Here is a 25,167-nt window from a genome sequence, read left to right as displayed (position 1 = left end):
AAGCAGTTAATATTCAAAACCATCAAGTTTTCTCTTGGTGGTTTTTTGTTTTACAGCTTGTGTTGTGACGGCGGATTGGTTGTGGCCATTTAAGAACAGCAACGCACTTTTGCCCCTAAGTTTGTTTCCACGCATTCGTTCTAACGACAGTCTAGCTGATTTTGCTATACTGCAACTAATCTAAATCTTCTGTCAGGTTGTATGCTATGAGCAAGAAAAAGTTGTCCGAAAAAGAGTTGTTAGAAGGGATGACTCCTTATAATACCCACAGTGATTTGCTCGCAAAGACAGAAATAAAGCCTGATTGGATGTCTTTCGCCGACGAGGTTGAACGGCTTACAGATGATTTCATAGCTAACCGAAATGAGGTTTTCGATGATCCTAGTTCCGATTTGGTGAACCCATATATTTTTCTTTCAAACCTCAAGTTAGCACTTGATAGCCTTCCTGATGGTGATATTGAACTTTATGACTTGGGCAATGAAATTGGTCGGGTTATTGCTAGTTTGAGTTCACCAAATAAGACACGTTTACGTGAAGTCACTGATGGTATTGAACATGGTTTTGATTTAAAGAGGATCTTCGAATGAGTAAGCTTGATGAATGGGTTGACAACAATATGACATTAACCGGTATCATCATAATGGTTGCTGGGTTAACGCTCGGATACATCCTTTTCTAACATCGATTGCTATGTCTTTGAAGAAAACTTCAGTCGTTGCAAGTTTTATATTTGCAACAATTCCCACAGGCTCCAATTGTTCTACAGCCTGTTGCACAAATTAGTCTAAATAAAAAGTTGCTTAGACCTTTTACTCATTCACACCCTTATCATGGGCCTTTGCAATACCAAAAGTAATCCACTTTATTCCCACTCAAATCCTAAAAATATGCCATCTGTTTGACATGAGCACCAGTTGCACATATTCGATTGTGCTAGCATCCAAAAAGTCAGCATTACACCACTTCAAAGGAGAAACCATTGGCTAGACGAGGTAGTGGTTTACGAACGGCTATAAAGATTGTTAAAGCAATAGATAGAGCTAACAAACAAGCTGCTCGTGAATCCCAGCGTAGGCAAAAAGCTAATGAGCGAGCACATGCTCAGGCAATGAGAGAGCACGAAAGAGAAGTGCGAGAAGCTCAGCGCGAATTACAAAGGCAAGAAAGACTAAATAAGTCAGCAGCAAAACAAGCTTTTAAAGATGCAGTAGCTAACGCCGCAGAAGAATACCAAGAGCGATGTGAAGAGCGAGCAGCTCTTAGGAAACAATTCATACAAGAGGTTCTAAAGTAATCAATGGATAATAATTTACTGATGTTGGCAGGCTTATCATTAATAGCTGTCGTATTAACTTATATTCTAACAAAACGCTCAGCAGATAAGAAAATCGAGCAATACAAGTCGCTAGATGAAGCACTAGCAAAAACAAAAGAGGAATATGATTCAGTGTGTATGAGCCGAGAATCAATAATCGCTGCCACTGAAACCGCAAAGCTAGAGCTAGATAAAATCAATGAGGAAACTGCCGAACTTCAAGCTTTGAAAGGACAAGATAATGTACTAAAAAAGAGCATTCAAGAGCAGCAAGCGACCTTAGAATCGACTAAATCAACACTAGATGAACTTAACTCAAGTATTGAAAAAGGTGAGCTTGAGCTAGAAGAGTTAATGGGTGATCTCGACTTATATTCAAGGCTTGATGAATACACTGCTCATGGTCATTTTGAAATGCCAAAGTACCTTTACGAAACATCTACTCGATTTGCGGAAGAGATCAAGGATATTAGGCAGCAGCAAAAAGACATGATAAAAGATAAAACAGCGATCACTTTCCCAGAGTCAACGGTGATATCTAACGACAAGTCATTCAATAATTCAGTTCTAAATGGTCAAGTTAAACTCATGCTTACTGCTTTTAATATTGAATGTGATCTTCTTATCGGTAAGGTGTCGCCGAGTTCGTTTGGGCGTACTCTAGAGCGTATAGAAAAACTTGCCAACACACTAGAAAAGTCAGCTGCGACATTAGAGTGCGGATTTAATATAGATTACATCGAACTTAAGTTCGAAGAGTGTAAGCTTCAATACCAATACACACTTAAAAAGCAAGAAGAGGTCGCTGAGCAGCAGCTTATCAAAGAACAGATCCGTGAAGAACAACGAGCTATTAAAGAGTTTGAGAAAGCGATAGCCGATGCCGAAAAAGAAGAAAAAATGTACCGAAATCTTCTTGATAAAGCACAGCGAGAACTTGCTAACGCTACTGAGCAGGAGCGCTCTGAAATGGAGAAACGGATAGCAATGTTAGAGCAGCAGCTCGCCGAAGCAGAAGCCAAAGAAGAACGAGCTAAGAGTATGGCGGAACAAACCCGTAAGGGGCATGTTTACGTCATCAGTAATATTGGTTCGTTTGGTGAGGATGTTTACAAGATCGGTCTTACTCGCCGTTTAGAGCCAATGGACAGGGTTAAAGAACTAGGCGATGCAAGTGTACCATTCCCATTTGACGTACATGCCATGATTTACACCGATGATGCTCCAGCTCTTGAAACAGCATTACACCGCGAATTCAATTCTAAACGTGTAAACGCTGTAAACCTTCGCAAAGAGTTCTTTAATGTCGACCTTGCATCTATCCAAGAAGCCGTAGAAAAGATAGCTGGAATAGAAGCCGAATTTAAAATGACTGCTTTAGCTGAGGATTACTATGAAAGCTTGAGATTAAGTGAAGCAGCATAATGTGGAAATGTACTGAGCTAGCTGCTGTAGCTAGCTCAATTCTGCCCCAAAGTTGCTTAGACCTTTTACTCATTCCCATCCTGTTCAAGAGTTTTCCCCTACTAAAACTTATCCATTCTTCTAGTACTGTTCGTTGTGAATCCCCATGTTGTATTACGGGGGTAAATTCCACCTAAGTTCAACGTTTGTGACGTATGGTCCTATATTCATACAAAAAATATGGAAATAGTTGCACCTCTAATATAGATTATCATGCGATAAGTTGCGTCTATTCATATGGTTACAAGCGTATCCAAATTAAGAGTCAAGGTATTAACAATGGAAAACCTTTCCTATCAGAAATTCTCACAAATCAACCTTAATGATCCCTTCTTCTCAACACTTAAAGCTGATTACGTTGAGTTTCCGGATTGGTTTGCTAAAAAGGCACGCGAAGACGAAAGTGCTTACGTTCTTTATAACCGACATGGTGTAATCGAAGGGTTTATGTATCTCAAAATTGAAGTCGGAGAAATTACGGATACAAATCCACCTTTACCAAATGCTACTCATCTAAAGATCGGTACCTTTAAGTTTGATTCAGCAGGAACTCGCCGTGGTGAGCGCTTTATTAAGAAAGTCTTTGACCATGCTATTGAGTACAAGGCTGATGATATTTATGTAACGATTTTCGACAAGCACGAATACTTAATCATTTTAATGCAAAGATATGGCTTCAACATCATTGCGACTAAAGAAACAGCGAATGGTAATGAAAATGTACTGTTTCGCAAAATGTCGTCTGTAACTGGCGACATTTTGCATGATTATCCAAAATTTGAAACTAGAGGTAACAGTAAATACCTGATGTCGATTTATCCCGATTATCATACACGTATGCTACCTGACTCGATTCTTAACAATGAGTCCCACGACTTGATTCAAGATGTTTCTCACACTAACAGCATCCATAAAATTTACTTGTGTGCGATGGAAGGAACCTCGAATTTCAAACCCGGTGATATTATCGTTACATACCGTACTACGGATCGTCAGGGACCTGCGAGATACCGATCGGTTATAACTTCAGTCTGTGTTGTCGAAGAATACAAAAACATAGGTGAATTCAATACGTTAGAATCTTTTCTTCAATATGCTGGCTCATATTCAGTGTTTAGTACTGAAGAGCTGACCCGCTTCTATAGGACAAAACGCTATCCTCATATCATTCGATTCACGTATAATACTGCTATGACTAAACGCGTAATTCGTGGCCGACTTATTGATGAAGTTGGACTTAGCGATGGACCTGGCTCTTATTGGGGCGTAATGAGATTAACAGATCAGCAGTTTCATCATATGCTTGATTTAGGTGAGTTAGATGCAAGTTTTATTATCAATTAAGCCCGAATTCGTCGAAAGAATTTTTGCCGGGGAAAAGAAATTTGAATATCGCAAAGCAATCTTTAGACGTAGCGATGTAGAGAAAGTGATCATCTACTCTACACTACCTGAGGGTAAAGTAGTTGGTGAGTTTTCTATCGACAAGATACTAACGGACACTCCACAAAAGATTTGGAAGCAGACAAAAACCAAATCGGGAATCAACAAAGAGTTCTTTGACGAGTACTTTGATGGTCGAGCAGAGGCTCATGCAATAAAAATTGGTAATGTGAGAAAGTATCTCACCCCTTTCAAACTAGCCGACATGAAAGAGAAGGTTTCAGCACCGCAATCTTTCAAATATTTATCGTGCGAGTTACTACCCGAGTTAGCGTTTGAATGAATAAATTGATTTTTGTTTCTGGGGTGCATGGTGTGGGAAAATCCACACTATGTAAAAAGCTAAATGAGCATGTTGATATTCCATCGTATTCTTGTAGTGAGATCATTAAGGCAAACTCTGAGTATGTTGAAACTTCTAAGGTTGTTGATAAAGCGGAAGCAAATCAAATCGCTTTGCTCAATGGCTTATCAACATTACGCAATAGCTCGATTTTTCTTGACGGCCATTTCTGTCTCATCGGTAAAGATTCACAAATCATTGAACTAGATTTTTCTGTTTTTGAGCAAATAGCTCCAGCTTTGATCATTAATGTTATTGCTGAGCCGGACGAAATACATAGACGACTTGTCTCTCGTGATGGTGATTCTATAGGTATCTCATTGATTGAGAGCTTACAGAAACAAGAAACATCTAATGCACATGCTTTTGGTAACTCTCGAAGTATACCTGTAATTGATTATGTCTCTGGTACAGATGTGTCAAACTTGCTCAAACAGATAAAATAGACTGATTAGTTCAGTTTTATAAAGACTCCTTTCGGCTGTCTCTTGATCACAAGTCTTCGAGATTGAGAGACATGGCCAATTCGTAACCCTCAAGGATGGTTTGTAATTTAAAGCTTCTTTCCCACAATACCTCTACTGAAGCCCGGCCTGTCCGCTTGGTATTTTTCCAACCCCCTAATCTGGCTAGACGCTCGTACGCCCACTGCATATCTGGCGCCTGTTGCGGTAACGGACCTCCCTCCTTTTTCAGCCAAAGTAACTTCCAGGTTTTCTGACCCAACAATGTTTCACAACATTGTTATTCCACTTCCGCTTTATATTCCTTCATAAAGCGAAGTTGGAGTAGGCGATAAAAGCCAGTATCACACTCATGCGCTCCAGATTCTCCAGTCTCTGCATTCTAGCGGTGCCGCTGCTTTCCATACCTTTCAATCAACCAACGATGCTCGTAATAGCTGACAACCTCCAGCGCCTCTTCTGAGCATGTGATAGGTAATAGTTTTTCCCTTATCCCATTCTTTAACTGTTCTCACAGTTTTTAAACAAAGTTCAGCAGCTTGTTCGACGGATAACCACATTCAACCTCACGAAAAATATAGTTTTTTGTCATTTCGTGATACTTCATTAAATTGCCCCTCAAAAGCGGGACATTCTATATATAATTAATATGCAGCTGCATTAAGTATAAGCAGATAAAGTGCGCACTGTGCGAAGGCGTATTAATTGGCAAATTTGCCTTATAAAAAGTTATTCATGAATAGCTAATATTAGAACTCCTGAAACTAATTTTTGTCCATCTTCGAGCTAGCTAGGTGTGGCTCGCTCAGGTTTGTCCAAGAATGTGCGTTCATCATCCAGTTGGGACAACTCATATTGTGTCAAATGGCCAATCAATAGGAAAACAATTACAGTAATCTTATCTCCGTTGCGCTGTTGCAAAATACCTAATCTGAAATACAATATACTGTATCTATATACAGTGTGTGTTTTGTGTGAAAGTTATCCCTATCTTTGCTCATGCAGGTATCACAGGCTTTGAGAGTCCTGCTGAAGAGTATACTCAGCTCGCTTTAGATCTAGACCGGCTTCTTATTGAGCATCCTTGTGCCACGTTTCTGGGATATGCATGTGGAGATTCTATGCAAGATGTGGGTATCTTCGACAAAGATTTACTTATTGTAGATCGCTCATTAGATATACAAGATTTCGACATCATAGTGGCAAACCTCAATGGGGAATTTATTTGTAAACAAATTGACCTCAATCGTCGATTACTCCTCTCTGCTAATGAGCGATACCAGCCCGTTCCTATCCACGAATTTGATCAATTTTCCCTCGAAGGGATTGTAACTCGCTCAATTCGCTGCCACCGAGTGAGTCCATTGTTGAGAACAAGATAATGTTTGCTTTGGTTGATGCTAATTCTTTCTACTGTAGCGCTGAGCAAGTTTTCCGCCCCGATTGGCGTGGAAAGCCGATGATCGTTTTGTCCAATAATGACGGTTGCATTGTCGCAGCAAATCGACAAGCTAAAGAAGCTGGCATAGAAAAGTTCAAACCTTACTATCAAGTTAAAGCACTTTGTGAACAGAAGGGGGTGATTGCTCTGTCATCGAACTATGAGCTGTACGCGGATTTATCTGCCAAAATGATGCAGGTTATTGGTCGCTTCGCACCTGAACAACACATATACAGTATCGATGAGTCTTTCCTTTCATTTGAGCATAGCTTTCCAGCCATTCGTTCTCTTAAAGAGCACGGAATGAAATTACGACGCGCTGTTTGGCGTGAATGTCGCTTACCCGTATGTGTCGGGTTTGGGCAAACATTGACACTCGCCAAAGTGGCCAATCATGCTGCGAAAAAAATTGAGGGATATAATGGGGTATGTGTCTTAGATAGCGAACGAGAGCGTAGGGCGGTTTTAGGGCAACTGCATGTCTCAGAGGTATGGGGCATAGGCAGGAAACTAACTCATCGATTAGAGATGATAGGAATTAATACAGCGCTCAAGCTTGCCAATTATCCTCCTGCACTGATTAGAAAAGAGTTTAACGTAGAAGTGGAGCGTACAGTACGTGAACTCAATGGACAAAAATGTAAGGGTTGGGATACCGCTAGAGCGGATAAGAAACAAATATTTTCTACCCGCAGTGCAGGGCAGAGGATTACTAACCTTGAGTCGTTGCGGCAAGCGTTGTGCAAGCATGCGAATATTGCTTCCCTTAAGGCTCGAAAACAAAAATCACTGTGTCGAGTGATGCTTTGTTTCGCTAACAGTTCACCATTTGACTCGCTTCCTGTGGTACGCCGAGCGGTTCATCGTTTTGCGTATCCTACTGCTGATGTGACTCTGATAACTCAAGCCGCCTCTCGACTGGCAGAGCAGTTATTCCAACAGGATGTGAGATTTTATAAAATTGGTGTTGGGCTGATTGACTTAGTTGACGGTCAGCATGAGCAGCCCGATCTGTTCAACCTGACCCCGAATAATCCTAAGCTTATGAATGTGTATGACACGTTAAACAATCGATTTGGGAGTGATGCTATCTTCCTTGCTGCTCAAGGCATAACTCAAAAATGGGCAATGCGGCGTGAAATGTTATCCCCTCAATACACCACCCGTTGGCAAGACCTACCAAAAATCAAATGCTGATAGTGTGAATTATGCTCTACCTAATACAGAGCTAGTTTGGTTTTGCTCCCCAATGCGCTACCTTACTTCTGCCCCTCGAGTTTATAAACAGCCATTTGACTTAATTTTTCTTATCCGAGCAAAGGGCATTTCGTCTGAGTTTTCTAAGCTAAATATGATATTGTAATCATATTGGTGTTCTTAGTGCCGCTGTTACCAATAGGAGCGCTATCACCTCTATTGATGTGATTAATCGTCACTTAAGTCACAACACCTAAAAGTTAGAACTTTAAACACAAAAGGAAACATGATGCGATTCCTCGAAAATGGACCTTCAATACCTGATGAACTCTTATTAGCCAGAGACCAAGGTCGGGTGGTATTTTTTTGTGGTGCAGGTGTTTCAAGAGCAAAAGCGGGATTTGCCGACTTTTTTGGGCTAGCTTCATCTGTAACATCTGAGCTTGGTGTAGAAACCAGCAGTCCTGCCTTGAAGCTTATAGATGCAGCTAAAGCAATAACCGCTAGTACTGGCGTGGAAGGAGTAGTTTCGGCTGATAGGATATTTGGTTTGCTGGAGCGAGAGTTCTTAACGAGAGATATATATAAATCAGTAGCTAAGGCTCTCACGCCTGAGAGAGAAATTGACCTAAGTGCACACCAAACGATGCTTAAACTAGCTACAACGAACGATGGTATAGTACGTTTGGTAACAACTAACTTTGATTGCTTATTTGATCTTTGCAAACCAGATATAAATACCTTTATCCCCCCAAGACTACCTGATCTTAATCATCCAATTGAATTTAATGGTACGGTATATCTTCATGGCAAAGTAAACGAGGATGGTACAGGTGCTGCAAGCAACGGCTTTGTCCTCTCAAGTTCTGAATTTGGAGATGCTTACTTGGCTAATGGTTGGGCTACCTCATTTGTCAAAGGGATATTGGAAAAATATGTCGTAGTTTTTGTCGGTTATTCTGCGGACGATCCGCCAATTCAATATTTGTTAGAAGCACTCAATAAAAGCTCAAGCCATCTTAACGATATATACGCATTTCAATCTGGTGATGAAGGTTACGCTAGCTCAAAGTGGCACCATAAAGGGGTAAAAGCGATTGCGTATGACGATACAAATGGGCATATCGCGCTTTGGAACACTTTGGAACACTTTGGAATCTTGGGCAGATCGGGCTTCTGACCCAGATGCATGGTATCGAGGAATAATCACAAAAGCTGGAATGGGGCCTCACCTGTTACAGCCCTTTGAACGCGGTCAGATTGCACATATTGTTTCTACAACCGAAGGAGCCAAAAAGTTTGCTAATAGTGAAATACTAGCTCCTGCCACTTGGCTTCATGTGTTTGATCCTGAGCTGAGATATGAAGTTCCTCGTAAGAATTTATCCGGTAAAGAAAACCTAGCTGATATGGTAGACCCATTTCACTTTTACTCTTTGGATTCGGATCATACACCACAGCATGTTGACCCTAATGACTTTTATAACAAACGTGAAGTTCCCACTGGTGCATGGGATGCTTTTGAGTTTAATTCACAAGATATTAAAGGAACACAAGACCAACGTTCTATCAGATTTAGAGGGGATGATTCCAGTTTCCCTCAGTTTTCTACCCTGCCTCAAAGGCTTAACGCATTAACATATTGGTTGAGCAGAGTGGCGGAACAGCCTGAAGTAATCTGGTGGGTTACGAAGCAGCAATGTCTTCACCCTTGGGTTCAGTTTGTACTTAAGTCACAATGTGAGCGTCGTTCTAAAAATATGGAAAGTACACTCAATGAGGCATGGAACTATGTTTTTGATGGCTTTGAACAAACTGATAAAAGAGGACACCGCGATTGGTTTACTCTGGAAGGAGCAATAAAGAATAATGGCTGGTGTCCCAGAAAATTACGGCAATTTGAAAAGATAACGAAACCATTCATCAAGGTCACACCTCCTTACCGCACCCCGAATGAGATCAACCGAGAGCAGATTAGTTTAAAAGACTTAATTCATTTAGATGTCCATTACCCAGAACTACCAAGAAGGCTAGAAATTCCTGATGAGTGGATAATTCGTATCGTTGAAGTCCTGAGACGTAACCTAGAGCTTGCTGTTGAACTAGAAAAAGAAATAGGAGGATACGGCCTGAGCCTGAGTTGTTCGTTAACACCGGATAAGACTACAGAGGATTCGTATAGTCGAACTTATGGTCTATCTGCATGGGTATTGCTGTTTGTTTCTTACTTAGAGAAATTAGTATTGATTGATCTTGATGCAGCTCGGAAGGAGCTTTCAAGGTGGCCATGCGCTGACAGTACTATCTTTGCAAGGTTAAAGATTTGGGCGTTAGGGAAAACCAATCTTGTGCCTAATGAAAGTATTATTATTACTTTAAATCAACTTTCAGACGAGGCATTTTGGGATAATTATAATGCTAGAGACTTGCTTCTAGCTTTCGTAGCCAGATGGAAAGAACTCGACAAATGTAGCCGTTCCGCAATAGAAAATAGAATATTGCAAGGACCTAAACCTTGGAAAAACGAAGATGAAAGTAGATTTAAGGAACGGAATGCGAGGAATATTCTGGATAGAGTAACTTGGCTTGAACAAAATGGTTGTGAGTTAACAATAGCTACGGATAAGTTAGTTGATCGGCTAAGAGATGATACGCCGGAATGGAAGCCTGAGCATGCAAAAGATGCAGCGCGCTCCTTTCAAGTTCGCAGTGGTATTGTTACCAAAAATACAGACTATTCTTTGTTAGCAGATGAACCAATAGCCTCAATCCTTGAAAGAGCAAGTGAATTATCTGGTAGACAAGCTGATTTTTTGATTGATGAAGACCCATTTCTTGGTTTATCACAAGAAAAACCGATTCGAGCTTTCAACGCTTTAACTTGTTCTGCAAAAAAGGGAAACATTGTTGACTGGGCTTGGGATACTTTCCTTTATTCTGAAGCCCGTAAGAATGATAAACCCCGATTTATGGCATTAATTGCAGAGCGTTTGTCTGGTTTTACCTGTAACGACTTGGTAAAAATACTTCGTTCAGTATCAAGCTGGTTTGAGAAGTCTACTAGCGTACTCGCTGATAATTATTATGCTACATACTATAAATTAGCGTTTAAATTAGTTGATGTAATGTCGATACAACCTGCTAAGGGTGAATCTTCAACAATACGAGGTAGTAAAGCTCCTGATTGGGCCATGGAGTCAATAAACTCACCAACTGGAAACTTAACCAGTGCAATACTGCAATCACAGCATAGCCGTACTTTTGAATCTGGAGAGTGCTTCACTGGAAATTTATTGTTATTGCTCAACCAATCATTAGCTTTACCTAATGATTTACATCGTTACGCAATGGTTATACTTAGCCGCAGTTTAAGTTGGTGCTTTTGGGTTGATCCTGACTGGACTCAACGGAACTTGCTTTCTGTCTTAAACTCTTCTTCCAGAGAAGATCGTCAGGCATTTTGGGCTGGTGTTTTATGGGGAGGAGTTTGTGGGAAAGAACTATTCACCATTTTGAAGCCAAGTATTCTGGAGTTGGCATATTCAGGAGAAGTTGAAAGCCGAGGTCATCAGGATGCTATTGTGGGATTAATTTTCTCAGCTTGGAAAATTAAAGATGAGGATAAAAGGTGGGTATCTGATCTTGAATTAAAAGAAGTATTAATTAAAGCAAGTGATGACTTTAGGTGTGGAATATTATGGCAAGCTAGGCATGGAGATAGTGAAGACAAAGAGCATTGGTTACTACCATTCAGAGAACTTATCTCAAATGTTTGGCCTAAACAGCTTGCTGTTAAATCACCCGCTGTATCAGAACGCCTTTGTGATATCGTATTTTGGTCGGAAGATCACTTCCCTGAAATTGTAAACCTAATCACTCCGTTCTTAACGAAATTAGAATGCGCTAACCATATCTACCTGAATGACGACAACGTACTTAAACAATATCCTAATGATCTTTTGTTACTCCTGAACATCATATTACCTGATGATGTTCACAAATGGCCTTACAACATGGGGGACTATTTAGACCAAATGATAGAAGCCAATACCGAGTTAGGTGATGATGAACGCTTTATCGAACTCAAAAGAAAATGGGATGCAAGGTGAGTCGATTTTAACAAATATTCGAGATTTTAAGTTACTTTTTCTTATCGGAGTAAGGCGCGTTAGAGTGAGATATCTAACGCTTTTTTGTCTAAAACTTTGTTAAACGTATGCTCATTGTTTTTCCAATGCACACGATTATCTACGAGCATTGGTTATTATGTAGTAACTTTACAACGTAATATTCCGATACCTACTCAAATATGCTGACTTTTGATGCAATCTTATGCGAACTTATTCTGCAAATTTCTTCGTAACTACTTGAAAGCTAGCTCTGTCTATGCAGACTTATGCTGCAAGCATCACATCTGTCTTTCCTAAAAGTCCAAAACTTACCGCATGTCGCTCGACTTTTTTCATATGTCGATCTAGATAAATCAATTTGGGCTAAGGTGAAACTGCCCCAAACTGGTCATAATACACACTGATGTGCCTGTTCTTCTGTGTCACCATCACTGATTTGGTTAGACGAGAATGTCACTCCATCGCAATGATAATTTTCATTGCATTAGCTTGCTCAAAGTTAATCTCATTACCGATCAAAGCCGCTAAGGCCGCTTCACTGAGCAGTAGTACACTTTGAGTATCATCGGGTGCTGGGACATGTATTTTGAGCTGACCGGATTGACGTTGTGACCAAAGTTGACTATCGACTAAGTAGATATAGCTTACCTCATCGAGTTCGGCAGGCCATTTCCGATGGAGTAAGTTTAACCACCATTGGGCACGAGCTAATCCTTGCACACCGGATAACTTTTTTGGTCGATTGATTTTTTTCGAGATGATTGCTTCGCGAGTGGCTAAAGCTACATCCAGTGAACCAGGGTAACTCTCTGCAAATGGGTTATTAAATTGCCCATCGTAAGAGCAAGCCAACACGGGTTGGCTTGCTGCATACCATAGAACAAGAATGACCCCTAAGAAGTGCCTACAGCGCACCATCTTGATCTCCTTGTTAAGGGGTAACGATATTGAACCAGAAATTGAATTTATCCAGCATTTCCACGAAGTCTTTGAACACTTGTGGATTACCTTTAAGTTCAATATCACCATCCGCAATCGCTTTTTCTAAGGTGACATTACCTAATTGCACATCATCTAGCGTTGCTTTTGTAAGCGTAAGGGTAACGTCCGCTTTCTTCGCTTGTTTACGAGTATGGTTGAGTACCGAGTTCTCTAAGTACAAAGTGTATTGTTCATCCAGATCCGTAAAGTTGATATTGATCGCGAAGGTTTTGCCGGCCGCTTTTTCTGGCAAAATACGCACTGAGAGGTAATCAAACAGCATTTCAGGTGGCATATTTTTGATAATGTCAGGAGAGGCGGTGTTGGTTCCGCCACTTTGTGGCGTACCATTTCTGAGCTCATAGGCACCTTGTAAGTAGACAGAACGCCAAGGGCCAGACTCTGCTTGGTAACCGAGCTGCTCATAAGTATCGGCTAACAGCGCTTTGCCTCGTTTACTTTGCGGGTTAGCAAACACAACATGTTTCAATGCTTCTGCGACCCAGCGATAGTTACCTTTGTCAAAATCTGCCTGTGCTTTATCTATGACCGCACTTTCTCCTCCCATGTATTCCACATACTTAATCGCGGCATTGGTTGGTGGTAAGTTGTTGAGGTCTGAAGGATTGCCTGAATACCAACCCATGTAACGTTGGTAGACCGCACGGCTATTGTGGCGCAAGGTGCCGTAGTAGCCACGAGTGCTCCAGTTTTTCTCTAATTCTTTCGGGAATTGAATGATCTCAGAAATTTCAGAGCCGATATAACCTTGGTTCATTAAACGCACGGTTTGATCATGGGTGTACTTGTACATGTCGCGTTGCTGTTTGAAATACTTCACGATCTCTTTTTGACCCCAAAGTGGCCAGTGATGGCTTTGGAATTTCACTTGAACATCATCACCCCACATCTCGATGGTTTCATTGAGGTAGGAAGACCATTTCAGCGCATCACGCACTTGAGCTCCACGCAATGTTAAGATGTTATGCATGGTGTTGGTGGAGTTTTCCGCCATCCAGAGTGCTTTTTTATCAGGGAACCAAGTGTTGAATTCTGTCGGAGCCTCAGTACCTGGTGTGTATTGGAATACCATGCGGACGCCATCAACAGTGAGTTCTTCCCCTGTTTTTTCAACAATATAGGTTGGTACGATCAGAGTCGGTAATCCTGTAGAAGTCGTCTGACCCAGACCGCCATTGACACCACCACGTTCATCACGTGGCAGTAAGGCACCGTACATATAGATTGCTCGGCGTCCCATGGCGTTACCTGCAATCACGTTTTCGGATACAGCGTGCTCGGTGAATCCGTGTGAAGCGATAATTTTAACTTTTCCTGCTTTGACATCTTCTTCATTCACAATGCCACGAACACCGCCGAAATGGTCGATGTGACTATGAGAATACACCACTGCAGTGACAGGGCGTTCACCCAATTGCGCATTAACGAAATCGAGCGCTGCTTTTGCTGTTTCTTGAGAGATTAAAGGATCAAAAACAATCCAACCTGTGTCACCTTTAACAAAGGTAATATTTGAGAGGTCATAAGCGCGAACTTGATAGATACCATCCGTCACTTCAAACAACCCATTAATCACGTTTAACTGAGCATTACGCCATAAACTTGGGTTCACGCTATCGGGAGCTTTAGCATCTAGCGTAATAAACTTTTTATACGCTTCCAGATCCCACACCACGTTGCCATTGGCGTTTTTGATGGTCACAACATCTTGTTTTGCAATCAAACCGCGTTGGGCATTTTTAAAATCGGTTTGATCTTTGAAATCCAACGCTTTGTACACAGCTTGGTTAGCTTCGATAGTCGCTTGCGTCGCCGGTTTAGATGGGATGGGCTCTGCGAGTGCAGTACCCGAAGTCAAGACCACTGCCATGCATAAAATGAGATGTCTCATATTCTTTCCTTGTATGAATTTGGTCGAACTGATTCGACAAAGAGACAGTAACAAACGCTATTTAAATATTCATAAATTAAAAAAAATTGCAGTTGGTTACATTTATAAACTTTGAACTGTAGCAGGGAAAATCATTCTCATTTCAAAAGTTATGTTTACTCTGATCGTTCATGTTTTCAGGATTTGGGATTGCTACCTCACCGTTTTTCTTGTTGACAGAAGCATTTTTAAAAATAGGATATATACATATCCATATATGTTGGAGTTGGTTATGTTACCTCACCAGTTTTTCAAATTACTTGCCGATGAAACGCGGGTACGTTGCTTACTGATGATTGCTCGGGAAGAGAAGGTTTGTGTTGCAGAATTAACCGAAGCCTTGAATGAGAGTCAGCCGAAAATTTCCCGCCATTTGGCGTTGCTGCGTGCCAGCGGCGTGGTGGTTGATATCCGTCAGGGGCAGTGGGTGTTTTATCGTATTTCCGATCAACTACCGGGATGGATGCGTAAGCAGATCCAAGGGTTGGTTGAATCCAACTGTCTTAAACAAGAATACCAGCAAGATATTCAGCGCTTAGCCGAGATGGCATCTCGTCCCCAGTGCTGTATTTAGATAAAAAGGTTTAGAGGAAAAAGGAAGATGGCAATCAAAGTCGGAATTAATGGATTTGGTCGTATTGGACGTTTGGCTCTGAGAGCTTCGTTTGATTGGCCTGAGATTGAATTTGTACAGATCAATGATGTGGCGGGCGATGCTGCAACATTGGCACACCTTTTGGAGTTCGATTCCGTACAAGGTCGTTGGCACCATGCCGTGAGCAGTGAAGCTGATGCGATCCTGATCAACGGAAAACGCATTCGCGCAACACAAGAAAAAGCGATTGATGCGGTGGATTGGTCGGGCTGCGATGTGGTGATTGAGGCCACGGGTAAACACCGTAAAGGCGAATTCTTGAACCAGTATTTGGCACAAGGAGTGAAGCGCGTAGTTGTTTCAGCTCCCGTCAAAGAAGAGGGGATCGCCAATATCGTGGTGGGGGTGAACGATCACATCTTCAATCCTGAGCAACATCGCATTGTTACTGCTGCTTCTTGTACCACTAACTGTATTGCTCCAGTGGTGAAAGTGATCCACGAAAAACTGGGTATTGCGCAAGCCTCCTTTACCACCATCCATAACCTAACCAATACGCAAACCATTTTGGATGCCCCGCATAAAGACTTACGCCGTGCGCGTGCTTGCGGTATGAGCCTGATCCCAACTACGACTGGTTCTGCCAAAGCGATTATCGAAATTTTCCCAGATCTGAAAGGCAAGATTGATGGACACGCCGTGCGTGTGCCGCTGGCGAATGCCTCGCTAACCGACATCATTTTTGATGTGGAGCGTGATACGACGGTGGAAGAGATCAATCAGCTGTTAAAACAAGCTTCAGAAAACGAGCTTAAAGGCATTCTGGGTTTTGAAGAGCGTCCACTGGTGTCGATTGATTACCAAGGCGATCAACGTTCAACGATTGTTGATGCGCTCTCCACCATGGTGGTTGGTAAGCGAATGGTGAAAATCTACGCTTGGTATGACAACGAAATGGGTTACGCCACGCGTACCGCGGAATTGGTTCGTAAAGTCGGTTTGGCATAAGGAGTAGTAAAAAATGACGCATCCAACTTGGGAATTACCGATAGCAGAAAATCAGGCGAGCTTAGTGCTCACGCCTTGTCCGGGAACCAAAGGCACACCGCTGTCGGAAAGTATTGCCCAACTGAAAGCGCAAGGGGGTTCAGCTGTAGTGACGGCGCTGAGCCATGAAGAAATGGAGCAGCATGGCGTGGGTGAGCTACCAGCGGAAGTCGAAAAAGCCGGATTACAGTGGTTTCATGCGCCGATTGAAGACGATTGCGCGCCGGATGCCGCCTTTGCGCAAGATTGGCAACAGTGCTCACCGGCTTTGCATCAGGCGCTGAGCCGAGGTGAAAAAGTCGCTTTGCATTGTATGGGCGGTTCGGGTCGTACTGGCCTGCTGGCCGCGCATCTGCTGCTTGAAAAAGGTTGGCCGCTGGAAAGCATCATTACTCAGGTGCAAGCATTAAGACCGGGTGCTTTTACCAAAGAAGTGCAAGTAGAGTACGTCCAACAGCTCGTGAATTCATAACCAGAGCAAAGAGCCGCATCACGCGGCTCTTTTTAAGAGAGTGTTTATGTTGTCCCAACTGAATGCCAATGTTCGTCAGTACATGCTCGTGACGTTCAACTACTGGAACTTTACCCTGACTGATGGGGCGCTGCGCATGTTGGTGGTGCTCTATTTCTATGATTTGGGCTACTCCAGCTTAGCGATTGCCTCGCTGTTTCTGTTCTATGAATTTTTTGGTGTCGTGACCAACTTAATTGGCGGGTGGCTTGGGGCTCGGTTGGGGCTGAATCGCACCATGAACATCGGGCTTGGTTTGCAAATCATCGCACTCTTGATGCTGGCAGTGCCAGCAAGCTGGTTGACTATTCCTTGGGTAATGGCAGCGCAAGCTCTGTCGGGGATCGCGAAAGATCTCAATAAGATGAGTGCCAAAAGCGCCATCAAAACCTTAGTGCCAGAAAATGCACAAGGCGCGTTGTATAAGTGGATTGCGATACTGACGGGTTCAAAGAATGCCTTAAAAGGCGCGGGATTCTTCTTGGGCGGCGCGTTGTTGTCCTTGATCGGTTTCCAGTACGCGGTCGCTGCCATGGCAGGTGTGCTGGTATTGGTTTTCATTGGCAGCTTAATGAGTTTGAAATCCGATCTCGGCAAGGCCAAGAACAAGCCTAAGTTTTCCGATATTTTCTCTAAATCGGCGAGTGTGAACATTCTCTCGGCGGCACGGCTATTTCTGTTTGGCGCGCGCGATGTGTGGTTTGTTATTGCCCTCCCTATCTATTTAGGCAGTGTGTTTGGCTGGGATCACAGTGCTGTGGGGGGCTTTCTGGCGCTTTGGGTGATTGGCTACGGCGTCATTCAAGGATTCGCGCCCAAAATCACAGGCAGCAAATCGGAGCATCCACCAGCAGGGCGAGCCGCTATTGGCTGGGCATTAGCACTGTCGTTGGTCACGGGGCTGATTGCTTACTGTGTGCAGATACAGTGGCACCCAGAAGTGGTGATCATCGGAGGACTCATGCTGTTTGGCGCGGTATTTGCGGTGAACTCTTCACTGCATTCGTATCTGATAGTCAGCTATGCCAAAGACGATGGCGTGTCGCTCGATGTCGGCTTTTACTACATGGCCAATGCGATGGGGCGCTTAATCGGCACGATATTATCCGGCTGGGTCTTTCAGCTTTGGGGTCTTGCGGCTTGTCTTTGGGTCTCTTTCGTATTCTTAGTGCTGACGACGCTGATCTCATTTTGGCTGCCGAATCGTAATCAGGCATCACAATTTCAATTGAAATAATGAGTTCGATGAACTTATCGCGGGCGATATGTGCTTATTCCTAGTTAATGGCTTTTAATGGAAATACAGAACCAATACATTTCAATGTTTAATTAATGGATCTTAATGTTGCGGGAATATTCTTACATTCTTTGTTTTTAATATATTGAGTTATACATGCGGCATTGGTTGTAGATATATAAGTGGTTCCTTATTATTTGATAGTTGGACTAAGTTTTTAGTTATCACGATAGTATTTTTGGTTGTGGATTGATCTGAAATGTAAAATTTTGTTTCATTTATTAAGTTTGAATAAATAAAGGCTAAGGTTTTGGATGGCGACTTATTTTTAAGGTGAATTGCTTTGTGTGACTTTATTTTTACCTGTTATCATTATTTGTCAAGAATGAAAATAAATTTTGAAGCAAATTCTCATAGTTAAAATAATTTTTTTAAGTTCATAAAATTGTAATAAGTACGCTGGTTTTTGAAAATATAAAAACAATTTACATTTACTTACATTCTTGGAAAACAGAATCAAATAAATTTCTTCCTATAATGAGACACAAATTTTTTTCAATAAAATAAGTCTCGAAATAATGAAAAGATCAGCATTAACCCTAATGCCAACCGTTCTTGCATTAGCAGTGGGAATGGCGATGCCTGCAGCGCAGGCGGCAATCAATAGTGAAGCATCTGTTGTTGGCACTGAAAGCCAGTGGTGGAATATCTACAAAGTGACGTTGACCAACAATGGCAGTCAGCCAGTTGAGTTGCGTGATGCTCGTATTGTGTTCGACACCAATCTTTCCGTTTCAACGCCTTCTTGGTCAGCACAAGGCATCTCTTACCCGAGCATGAGCTTTAGCAGCAATGCGCAAGGTTCTGTGTTTAGCAACCGCTTAACTCTAAGCTTTGATCAAGGTAGCTGGGTAAAAACGCAACTGCTGCCAGGCACAAGCATTGATCTTACCTTGGGCGTAAGTGGTGTGCTTGACCTGAGCCTGCTACAAAGCACGATCGCACTGGAAACGGATGGCGACATCGAACCGGGTCAGCCAGAAATTTCTCTGGAGCTGGCTTCACCCGTTCAAGGTGCAGAGTTCATTGAAGGCCAAACTGTTGCGATTCTGGCTAACGTTACCGCAACCAACACGACCGTAAAAACTGTCACATTCTTGGTGGATGGTGAGCAAATTGCGCTGCTTGAGCAAGCGCCATTCCAAGCGAACTGGATTGCGGCTGGTGAGGGTGCTCACTCAATCAAAGCTATCGTGGAAGATGCTTCTGGTTTGCTAAAAGAGCAAGCCGTACGTATTACCGTCAAAGCCGAAGAAATTGATCCACCCGTTGAGCCAGAAGTTCCTGTTGCACCTGTGATTGAGCTAACCAATCCACGTAACGGACAAACCGTATTCTTGGGCAAAGTCACCACACTGGCTGCGAATGCTTCTGATGAAAATAAAGATCTCACCGCAGTTGAGTTTTTGGTGAACGGCAACTCGATTGGCCGTGTCACGCAAGCCCCATATCAAATGGCTTGGACTCCGGTGGCTTTGGGTCAATACACCATCGAAGCGATCGCTTACGATGCGGCAGGACACCAAACACAAACACCAATGGTGACCGTGAACGCCAAAGAAATGGGCACGGGCAACCTAAGCTGTGATATTAAACAGATCTATCGTGAAGATGGCACCGAGTGTATGGGTGACGATCACCCACGCCGCATCATCGGTTACTACACCTCATGGCGTACCGGTAAAAACGGCCTGCCAGCGTACCTTGCTGGCGATCTACCTTGGGAAAAACTGACCCACATTAACTACGCATTTGCCAGCATCAACAAGTCTGACTTCAGCATGCAAGTGGATGATTCTGCGACCAAAATGACGTGGGAAAATGTACCGGGTGCAGAGATGGATCCTTCACTGCCATACCAAGGTCACTTCAACCTGCTGAGTAAGTTTAAGAAACAGTACCCCGATGTGAAAACGCTGATTTCTGTCGGCGGTTGGGCGGAAACGGGTGGTTTCTATCCAATGACGACCGATCTGGCTTCTTGCTCCGTGAACATGGAAGGCATCAAGGCGTTCAACAAATCGGCGGTAGATTTCATCCGTAAATACGACTTTGACGGTGTGGATATCGATTACGAATACCCATCTTCCATGAAAGATTCCGGTAACCCGATTGACTTCGAACAATCGAACAAGTGTCGTGGCCAGTTGTGGGATAACTACATGGTGATGATGACCGAACTGCGCAAAGAGCTGGATAAAGCGGGCGAAGAAGATGGCCGTCGTTACATGCTGACTATCGCGTCACCGTCTTCTGGCTACTTGCTGCGTGGCATGCAAGATTTTGCAATGCAAGATGTACTGGATTACGTGAACATCATGTCTTACGACTTGCACGGTACATGGAACGAATTTGTCGGTCCACAAGCGGCACTGTTTGATGACGGCAAAGACGTTGAGCTAGACCGCTGGGGTGTATACAGCACGAAAGAGTACCAAGGCATTGGCTACCTCAACCAAGCGTGGACGCACCACTTCTTCCGTGGCGCATTTAAACCAAGCCAAATCAACATGGGTATTCCTTACTACACCCGTGGCTGGCAAGGTGTCAGCGGCGGCGATAAAGGTCTATGGGGTCGCGCGGTTGAACCAAACCAATCTTCATGCCCAGAAGGCACTACCGTATGTGGTTGGGGTGCAGAAGGTACCGATAACATCTGGCACGATGTGGATGCTAACGGTAAAGAAATCAAAGCGGGTGTAGTGCCAATGTGGCATGCGATGAACCTGATGCACGCTGAAAAGCTGGGCATTGAGGGCATGCCAAGTTACGGCCCTGCTTGGGGTATGGATCCAAACAACCCGAAACACCTGATTGAAGGTAAATACGAGCGTGTGTGGAGCCAAGAGCTGCAAACCGCATGGCTGTGGAACGACACCAAAAAAGTGTTCCTGAGCATTGAAGATAAAGACTCACTGAAGCCAAAACTGGACTACATCGTTGATAACGGTCTGGGCGGCATGATGATCTGGGAAATGGCGGGTGACTACTCGTATGACGCGGTGAAACGTGAATACGTGATCGGTTCTGACATGACCTCTTATGCCCATGAAGTGTTTGCGGCGGCTGAGCCGATGGATATTCATCACAACGATCTGCCACAACCAGACTCGGTGATTGATGTCACGGTATCGACGACGGAATGGCCAGAGGGTGATCAAAACTACCCAATCAACCCGAAATTGGTGTTTACCAACCACTCTGACGTTGCGATCCCAGGTGGTTCTACGATTGAGTTCCTAATGCCAACGTCAACTGGCGACATCGTGAAAGATTGGAGCGGTGCTGGCCTGAACGTGATTGAAAGTGGTCATACTGGCACTAACTTCTCAGTTAACGGTGAGAAGAAGCTGTTCCACAAACTCTCAGTCACTCTGCGCTCAACTGAAACGATCCCTGCGGGCGGTGAGTACAGTGTCGATATGGTGTACTACACCCCAGTCTCTGGCGTGGCTAACGGCGTACGCTTTATCGTGGGTAACGAAACAGTTGGTCTGAAGAAAGACTTCCCAACTCTACCAGCGTTTGAAGGTGCAGCAGAAGGCGGTAATGGTAACGAAGGTGGCGCGGGTCAATCTTGTGCCGATGCGGGCATCAACCCGAATGGCTTGAAAGTGTACCCAGAGTTCCCACGTGGTGACCACGCGGCAGGCGGTGACCAACTGATCCACAACGGTTCAGTATGGCAAGCGAACTGGTGGACGAACAGTACACCATCGAGCGCCGATGCATCATGGAAAGTGGTGTGCAAAATCTAAGTTAACTACCGCTCATTAAATATAAGCCCAGCCATTTGGCTGGGCTTTTCTATGTTTGGAAAATGGAAAAGGGAAAAGGGCGGTTAACGCGCCAGCATGGGATAGGTAAAAAACAACAAGTGGGCAAAATTAAATAAGAAATGCACGCCAACACTGGCCCAAAGACGCCCCGTAAAATGGAACACCAAGCCATAGCCAAGTCCCGCAATGGTGCCGAACTGCTGCTGTGCTTTCTGCTGAATCAAACCACGAAACAGCGCTTCTTCCGCCACACACGTAAACAGCAGGTTATTGATAGCAAAAATCCACCACCATTCTGGTAACGACCATTCATAAGCTAAAGCCCCTAGCCACACCGCAACAGGCAATAAGGCAAATAAGGGCAGGAGTGTTGCGAGGGTGGCTCCCCACTTTGCGGTTTGCGTCTTACCCAGTAAGCGAGGAAAGGCGAGCAATAGTGCAAAAAAGACCAACGGTTTATCCAGATTGAGATACAGGCTAAACGGTGTACTGTGTGGACCGGCGATGACCTTATCCAGCACTTTGAGGTTAGAAAAACCAGGTAGCCAATGCAGAAATAGGGCTAAACACCAGAGCAGCAAAGCAACCCAAGCTGCGGTACGCCAATGCGCTGTACTATTAACCGCAAAATACGCCAACACAAACCCCAAGCCAGTACTTACGCCGCCGAGCAGCGATAAATGCCCTGTTGCAAAAGCACTCAGTAAAGTGAGGCTCAACAGTCCCCATGTGATGTGACGATAAGGGGTAAATCCAGCCATAACAGCAAGCGCCAACGGCAGCCAAACGAAAGCAGAAAGAGACAATAACATTTTGATATCCTTTTATATTCCTCGGAATAGGCAGTAAGAGAGACCGTTTCCGAAGTTTGGTTTCATATACCTTGAGAATAAAAGTGGCGTTGAATCGTTGAACCGTTGAACCGTTGAACCGTTGAACCGTTGAACAGGGGAAGAATGGTCGAGTTCGTCACAGAGTGACACGTCAACGAAAACCGTGATGTTCCGACTCGCCACATCAAACCGGCAAGATATAAGGTCAGGATAATGACGTGCTCAGCAAGTAGCGACAAGTTACATCGCTAGGCTTTCGCACTGGTTAAACCTGTTATTCATCCAACCTATGATGGTCATTTTCCTATAGATGAACACAAATGAAATAACCGTAAAACTCAAAAATGGCTATTATTAGGTTAATATTGAGTGTTTTTGTTGTCTATAATGGGGCGGGGAAGCGGTAAATTACTCACGTCAACTTAACGAGGAGAATCTCAATGAAAGCACGTCATCTTTTACCTGTACTCGCCGCTGCAGCGGTCAGCCTGCCCGCTCTCAGCAACCCAATGATGAGCATCACGAGCCAAGATATTCAAGAAGGTTCACGCATGGCGAACCAATTTGCCTTCAATGGTTTTGGTTGTAGCGGTGATAATCTGTCTCCACAACTGAGCTGGAACAATGCACCGAAAGGCACAAAGAGCTTTGCAATTACGGCTTATGATCCTGATGCACCGACGGGCAGTGGTTGGTGGCACTGGGTAGCAGTGGATATCGCGGCGGATCAACATAATGTGGCTCGTGGTGCGGCCAAGCAACTTAAAGGTATTCGTGAGCTGAACAACGATTACGGATTCAGCGGCTTTGGTGGTGCGTGCCCTCCACAAGGCCATGGTATGCACCGTTATCAATTTACGGTATGGGCTCTGCCTTTCGAGAAGATGGAGCTCCCACAAGGAGCGTCTAATGCTCTGGTTGGTTTTATGTTGCGCGCCAATGCATTGGGGCAAGCAACTCTCACCGCGACGTATGTGAGCGAATAATAGGAATTGCAATGAGTAAGGTCATCGTCCAGACGGGGCAGTTTAAAGGTTTACGTAAACAGCCTCTGCATAATGTCTTGATCTATGCCCCCACAATTATTTGGGTAACGCATGGGCATAAACAGCTCTGGTGGCATGACACGACGCTCAATTTCCATGCCTCTGATTGGCTGATGTTACCAGCCAATCAGTACCTCACTTTTGTGAATGTACCGCAGCAGGCACAGTTCTATTCGCGGACATTAACCTTGCATGAAGCCCCACCTGCAGAGTGGATTGCACAATCAAGCCAGTTGGAGTCGGATCCAGAGCCGAGAATCAAAGTGACTACGGCACTGGCCTATTGTTTCGAGCTGCTTTACGAGATGAGCCAGAAATCACTCAGTGAAGAAACACAGCGACAATTTGTGCTGGGTTTTTATGCCCAATTGCGTGATGCCAAAGCGCTGCACCTGCTCTTTCCTAGCGAAAATGCGTTGATGCGTGAGCGCCTAGCGCGCTACTTAAGTGTCAATCCTGGCGATGAACACAGTATCGAAACGGTAGCCACCCACTTTGCGATGAGCCGCGCGACAATGGCTCGCCATTTGGCTGCGGAGGGTACAGGCTTTCGAGAAGTGCTGAGTGAAGTGCGGATGAACTATGCGCTAGCCTTGTTGCAGGAGTTACGCCCGTTGATGGAAGTTGCCGTTGCGTGCGGCTACCAGTCTTTGACACGGTTTTCTGCGCGCTTTAAACAGCAGTACCGGATCACGCCATATCAATACTTACAAACGCTAACGGATAAGCCGTAAAAATAAAAAGAGCCACCTTAGGTGGCTCTTGAAGTATGGATTGTCGAGATTAAATGCCCGCACGTTTTAGCAAACCCGCCATCAAAGCAGAGCTAGATTTTACTTGCTTAGATTTGTTGAGCAGATTTTTGGCTAAAGCTTGGTTATCAATGCTTTTTGCGATGAACGACATTGCATGGTAGAAATCGCTGGCTGATTTGATTTTGTTGGCATCATTGAGTGGCGCAAGCAGTTTCACCATTTCGGTGCCTTTCATTTTTTTCTCAGTGGCATACGCTTCAACGGCATCCAACACTAAGTCGAGATCGCCCATGGCTTCCGCGCTTTCCACGCCATGCTTTTTCATCTCTTTTTGGTTGCGTTTGCGCAGTTGCTTAATCATAAACGCAGGTTTGTTGATTTTTCTAAAACCAAAGTAACCTGCAGCAATCACGATGACGATCCCGCCGACCACATAACCCCAAATGGAGCCGCTTGACTCAACTACAGGCTGTACAGTTTGGGTGGCAAAATCGACGGTGGTAGAAACATCAGACATCTTACAAATCCTATCGGTGGCGCTTCAAAACAGAAGCTATTAATTAATCTGGCTG

At 43.9% G+C, this 25,167-nt stretch carries 21 protein-coding genes and 2 pseudogenes; 17 read left to right on the top strand and 6 right to left on the bottom strand.

The window, feature by feature from the left end; all coding sequences use genetic code 11:
• Positions 1 to 206: 206 nt before the first annotated feature.
• The 6 genes from VOA_RS0117565 (at position 207) to VOA_RS0117550 (ending at position 5,014) form a co-directional block, all read left to right on the top strand.
• Positions 207 to 590: a hypothetical protein gene (locus tag VOA_RS0117565; RefSeq protein ID WP_000038289.1), complete on the top strand. Its 384-nt coding sequence runs from the start codon at positions 207 to 209 to the stop codon at positions 588 to 590.
• Between the two features lie 392 nt (positions 591 to 982).
• The gene (locus VOA_RS0117560) at positions 983 to 1,297 is read left to right on the top strand and encodes a hypothetical protein (protein ID WP_000113900.1); all 315 of its coding nucleotides are present in this window, start codon (positions 983 to 985) and stop codon (positions 1,295 to 1,297) included.
• 3 nt (positions 1,298 to 1,300) lie between these two features.
• Positions 1,301 to 2,743, top strand: coding sequence for a DUF4041 domain-containing protein (locus VOA_RS11725; RefSeq protein WP_000369786.1), 1,443 nt, complete (start codon positions 1,301 to 1,303; stop codon positions 2,741 to 2,743).
• 318 nt (positions 2,744 to 3,061) lie between these two features.
• Positions 3,062 to 4,126, top strand: coding sequence for a hypothetical protein (locus VOA_RS11730; protein ID WP_000429454.1), 1,065 nt, complete (start codon positions 3,062 to 3,064; stop codon positions 4,124 to 4,126).
• Positions 4,104 to 4,508: an ASCH domain-containing protein gene (locus VOA_RS0117555; protein WP_001197714.1), complete on the top strand. Its 405-nt coding sequence runs from the start codon at positions 4,104 to 4,106 to the stop codon at positions 4,506 to 4,508. The genes VOA_RS11730 and VOA_RS0117555 overlap by 23 nt, the downstream gene beginning before the upstream one ends.
• Positions 4,505 to 5,014 (top strand): ATP-binding protein, encoded by a 510-nt coding sequence (locus VOA_RS0117550; RefSeq protein ID WP_001037425.1) that lies wholly within the window; start codon positions 4,505 to 4,507, stop codon positions 5,012 to 5,014. Before VOA_RS0117555 ends, VOA_RS0117550 begins: the two co-directional genes overlap by 4 nt.
• Before the next feature lie 46 nt (positions 5,015 to 5,060).
• Here VOA_RS0117550 and VOA_RS19055 read toward each other — a convergent pair.
• Both VOA_RS19055 and VOA_RS20100 read right to left on the bottom strand, forming a co-directional pair.
• Positions 5,061 to 5,507: pseudogene (locus VOA_RS19055) on the bottom strand (IS4 family transposase); the annotation flags it as partial.
• A 1-nt stretch (position 5,508) separates the two neighbouring features.
• Positions 5,509 to 5,639, bottom strand: a pseudogene (locus VOA_RS20100) (regulator); the annotation flags it as partial.
• Positions 5,640 to 6,006: 367 nt separating this feature from the next.
• Here VOA_RS20100 and VOA_RS0117540 point away from each other — a divergent pair.
• From VOA_RS0117540 to VOA_RS0117535, 4 genes are all read left to right on the top strand, one after another.
• Positions 6,007 to 6,414 carry a LexA family protein gene (locus VOA_RS0117540; RefSeq protein ID WP_000864707.1) on the top strand — a complete coding sequence of 136 codons (408 nt, stop codon included), beginning with the start codon at positions 6,007 to 6,009 and terminating at the stop codon, positions 6,412 to 6,414.
• Entirely contained in the window at positions 6,414 to 7,670 is a 1,257-nt protein-coding gene (locus VOA_RS11735) for a Y-family DNA polymerase (protein WP_000457824.1), read from the top strand. Before VOA_RS0117540 ends, VOA_RS11735 begins: the two co-directional genes overlap by 1 nt.
• A 289-nt stretch (positions 7,671 to 7,959) precedes the next feature.
• The gene (locus VOA_RS20095) at positions 7,960 to 8,850 is read left to right on the top strand and encodes an SIR2 family NAD-dependent protein deacylase (RefSeq protein ID WP_232202779.1); all 891 of its coding nucleotides are present in this window, start codon (positions 7,960 to 7,962) and stop codon (positions 8,848 to 8,850) included.
• Positions 8,774 to 11,779, top strand: coding sequence for a hypothetical protein (locus tag VOA_RS0117535; RefSeq protein ID WP_232202778.1), 3,006 nt, complete (start codon positions 8,774 to 8,776; stop codon positions 11,777 to 11,779). Before VOA_RS20095 ends, VOA_RS0117535 begins: the two co-directional genes overlap by 77 nt.
• Before the next feature lie 474 nt (positions 11,780 to 12,253).
• Here the strand turns inward: VOA_RS0117535 and VOA_RS11740 are convergent, their stop codons facing one another.
• Positions 12,254 to 12,718 carry a hypothetical protein gene (locus tag VOA_RS11740; RefSeq protein WP_000251101.1) on the bottom strand — a complete coding sequence of 155 codons (465 nt, stop codon included), beginning with the start codon at positions 12,716 to 12,718 and terminating at the stop codon, positions 12,254 to 12,256.
• 13 nt (positions 12,719 to 12,731) lie between these two features.
• Positions 12,732 to 14,672 carry an alkyl sulfatase dimerization domain-containing protein gene (locus tag VOA_RS11745; RefSeq protein WP_000301880.1) on the bottom strand — a complete coding sequence of 647 codons (1,941 nt, stop codon included), beginning with the start codon at positions 14,670 to 14,672 and terminating at the stop codon, positions 12,732 to 12,734.
• A gap of 292 nt (positions 14,673 to 14,964) precedes the next feature.
• On the opposite strand from VOA_RS11745, the gene VOA_RS11750 reads away from it, so the two are divergent.
• From VOA_RS11750 to VOA_RS11770, 5 genes are all read left to right on the top strand, one after another.
• The gene (locus VOA_RS11750) at positions 14,965 to 15,306 is read left to right on the top strand and encodes a metalloregulator ArsR/SmtB family transcription factor (RefSeq protein WP_000936744.1); all 342 of its coding nucleotides are present in this window, start codon (positions 14,965 to 14,967) and stop codon (positions 15,304 to 15,306) included.
• Between the two features lie 27 nt (positions 15,307 to 15,333).
• On the top strand, positions 15,334 to 16,335 hold the full coding sequence (locus VOA_RS11755; RefSeq protein WP_000985833.1) for an ArsJ-associated glyceraldehyde-3-phosphate dehydrogenase: 1,002 nt from the start codon (positions 15,334 to 15,336) through the stop codon (positions 16,333 to 16,335).
• 13 nt (positions 16,336 to 16,348) lie between these two features.
• A complete protein-coding gene (locus VOA_RS11760; RefSeq protein WP_000149573.1) occupies positions 16,349 to 16,846 on the top strand; it encodes a cyclin-dependent kinase inhibitor 3 family protein in 498 nt (165 codons plus the stop codon).
• Between the two features lie 46 nt (positions 16,847 to 16,892).
• On the top strand, positions 16,893 to 18,122 hold the full coding sequence (gene arsJ, locus VOA_RS11765; RefSeq protein WP_000952213.1) for an organoarsenical effux MFS transporter ArsJ: 1,230 nt from the start codon (positions 16,893 to 16,895) through the stop codon (positions 18,120 to 18,122).
• 602 nt (positions 18,123 to 18,724) lie between these two features.
• The gene (locus VOA_RS11770; protein ID WP_001143596.1) at positions 18,725 to 21,940 is read left to right on the top strand and encodes a glycosyl hydrolase family 18 protein; all 3,216 of its coding nucleotides are present in this window, start codon (positions 18,725 to 18,727) and stop codon (positions 21,938 to 21,940) included.
• Between the two features lie 83 nt (positions 21,941 to 22,023).
• Here the strand turns inward: VOA_RS11770 and VOA_RS11775 are convergent, their stop codons facing one another.
• A complete protein-coding gene (locus VOA_RS11775) occupies positions 22,024 to 22,773 on the bottom strand; it encodes a CPBP family intramembrane glutamic endopeptidase (protein WP_000927227.1) in 750 nt (249 codons plus the stop codon).
• A 461-nt stretch (positions 22,774 to 23,234) separates the two neighbouring features.
• Here VOA_RS11775 and VOA_RS11780 point away from each other — a divergent pair, with 461 nt between their 5' ends.
• On the top strand, positions 23,235 to 23,780 hold the full coding sequence (locus VOA_RS11780; protein ID WP_000647504.1) for a YbhB/YbcL family Raf kinase inhibitor-like protein: 546 nt from the start codon (positions 23,235 to 23,237) through the stop codon (positions 23,778 to 23,780).
• 11 nt (positions 23,781 to 23,791) lie between these two features.
• Complete coding sequence (locus VOA_RS11785; RefSeq protein ID WP_000048778.1) at positions 23,792 to 24,574, top strand: helix-turn-helix transcriptional regulator; 783 nt, start codon at positions 23,792 to 23,794, stop codon at positions 24,572 to 24,574.
• A 49-nt stretch (positions 24,575 to 24,623) separates the two neighbouring features.
• Here VOA_RS11785 and VOA_RS11790 read toward each other — a convergent pair whose 3' ends face one another.
• Complete coding sequence (locus tag VOA_RS11790; RefSeq protein ID WP_001286332.1) at positions 24,624 to 25,112, bottom strand: hypothetical protein; 489 nt, start codon at positions 25,110 to 25,112, stop codon at positions 24,624 to 24,626.
• Positions 25,113 to 25,167: the final 55 nt, after the last annotated feature.

Origin of the sequence: Vibrio sp. RC586, from assembly GCF_000176715.1 — a bacterium.
Lineage (GTDB): Bacteria > Pseudomonadota > Gammaproteobacteria > Enterobacterales > Vibrionaceae > Vibrio.
This window is presented reverse-complemented; position numbering and strand designations above follow the sequence as displayed.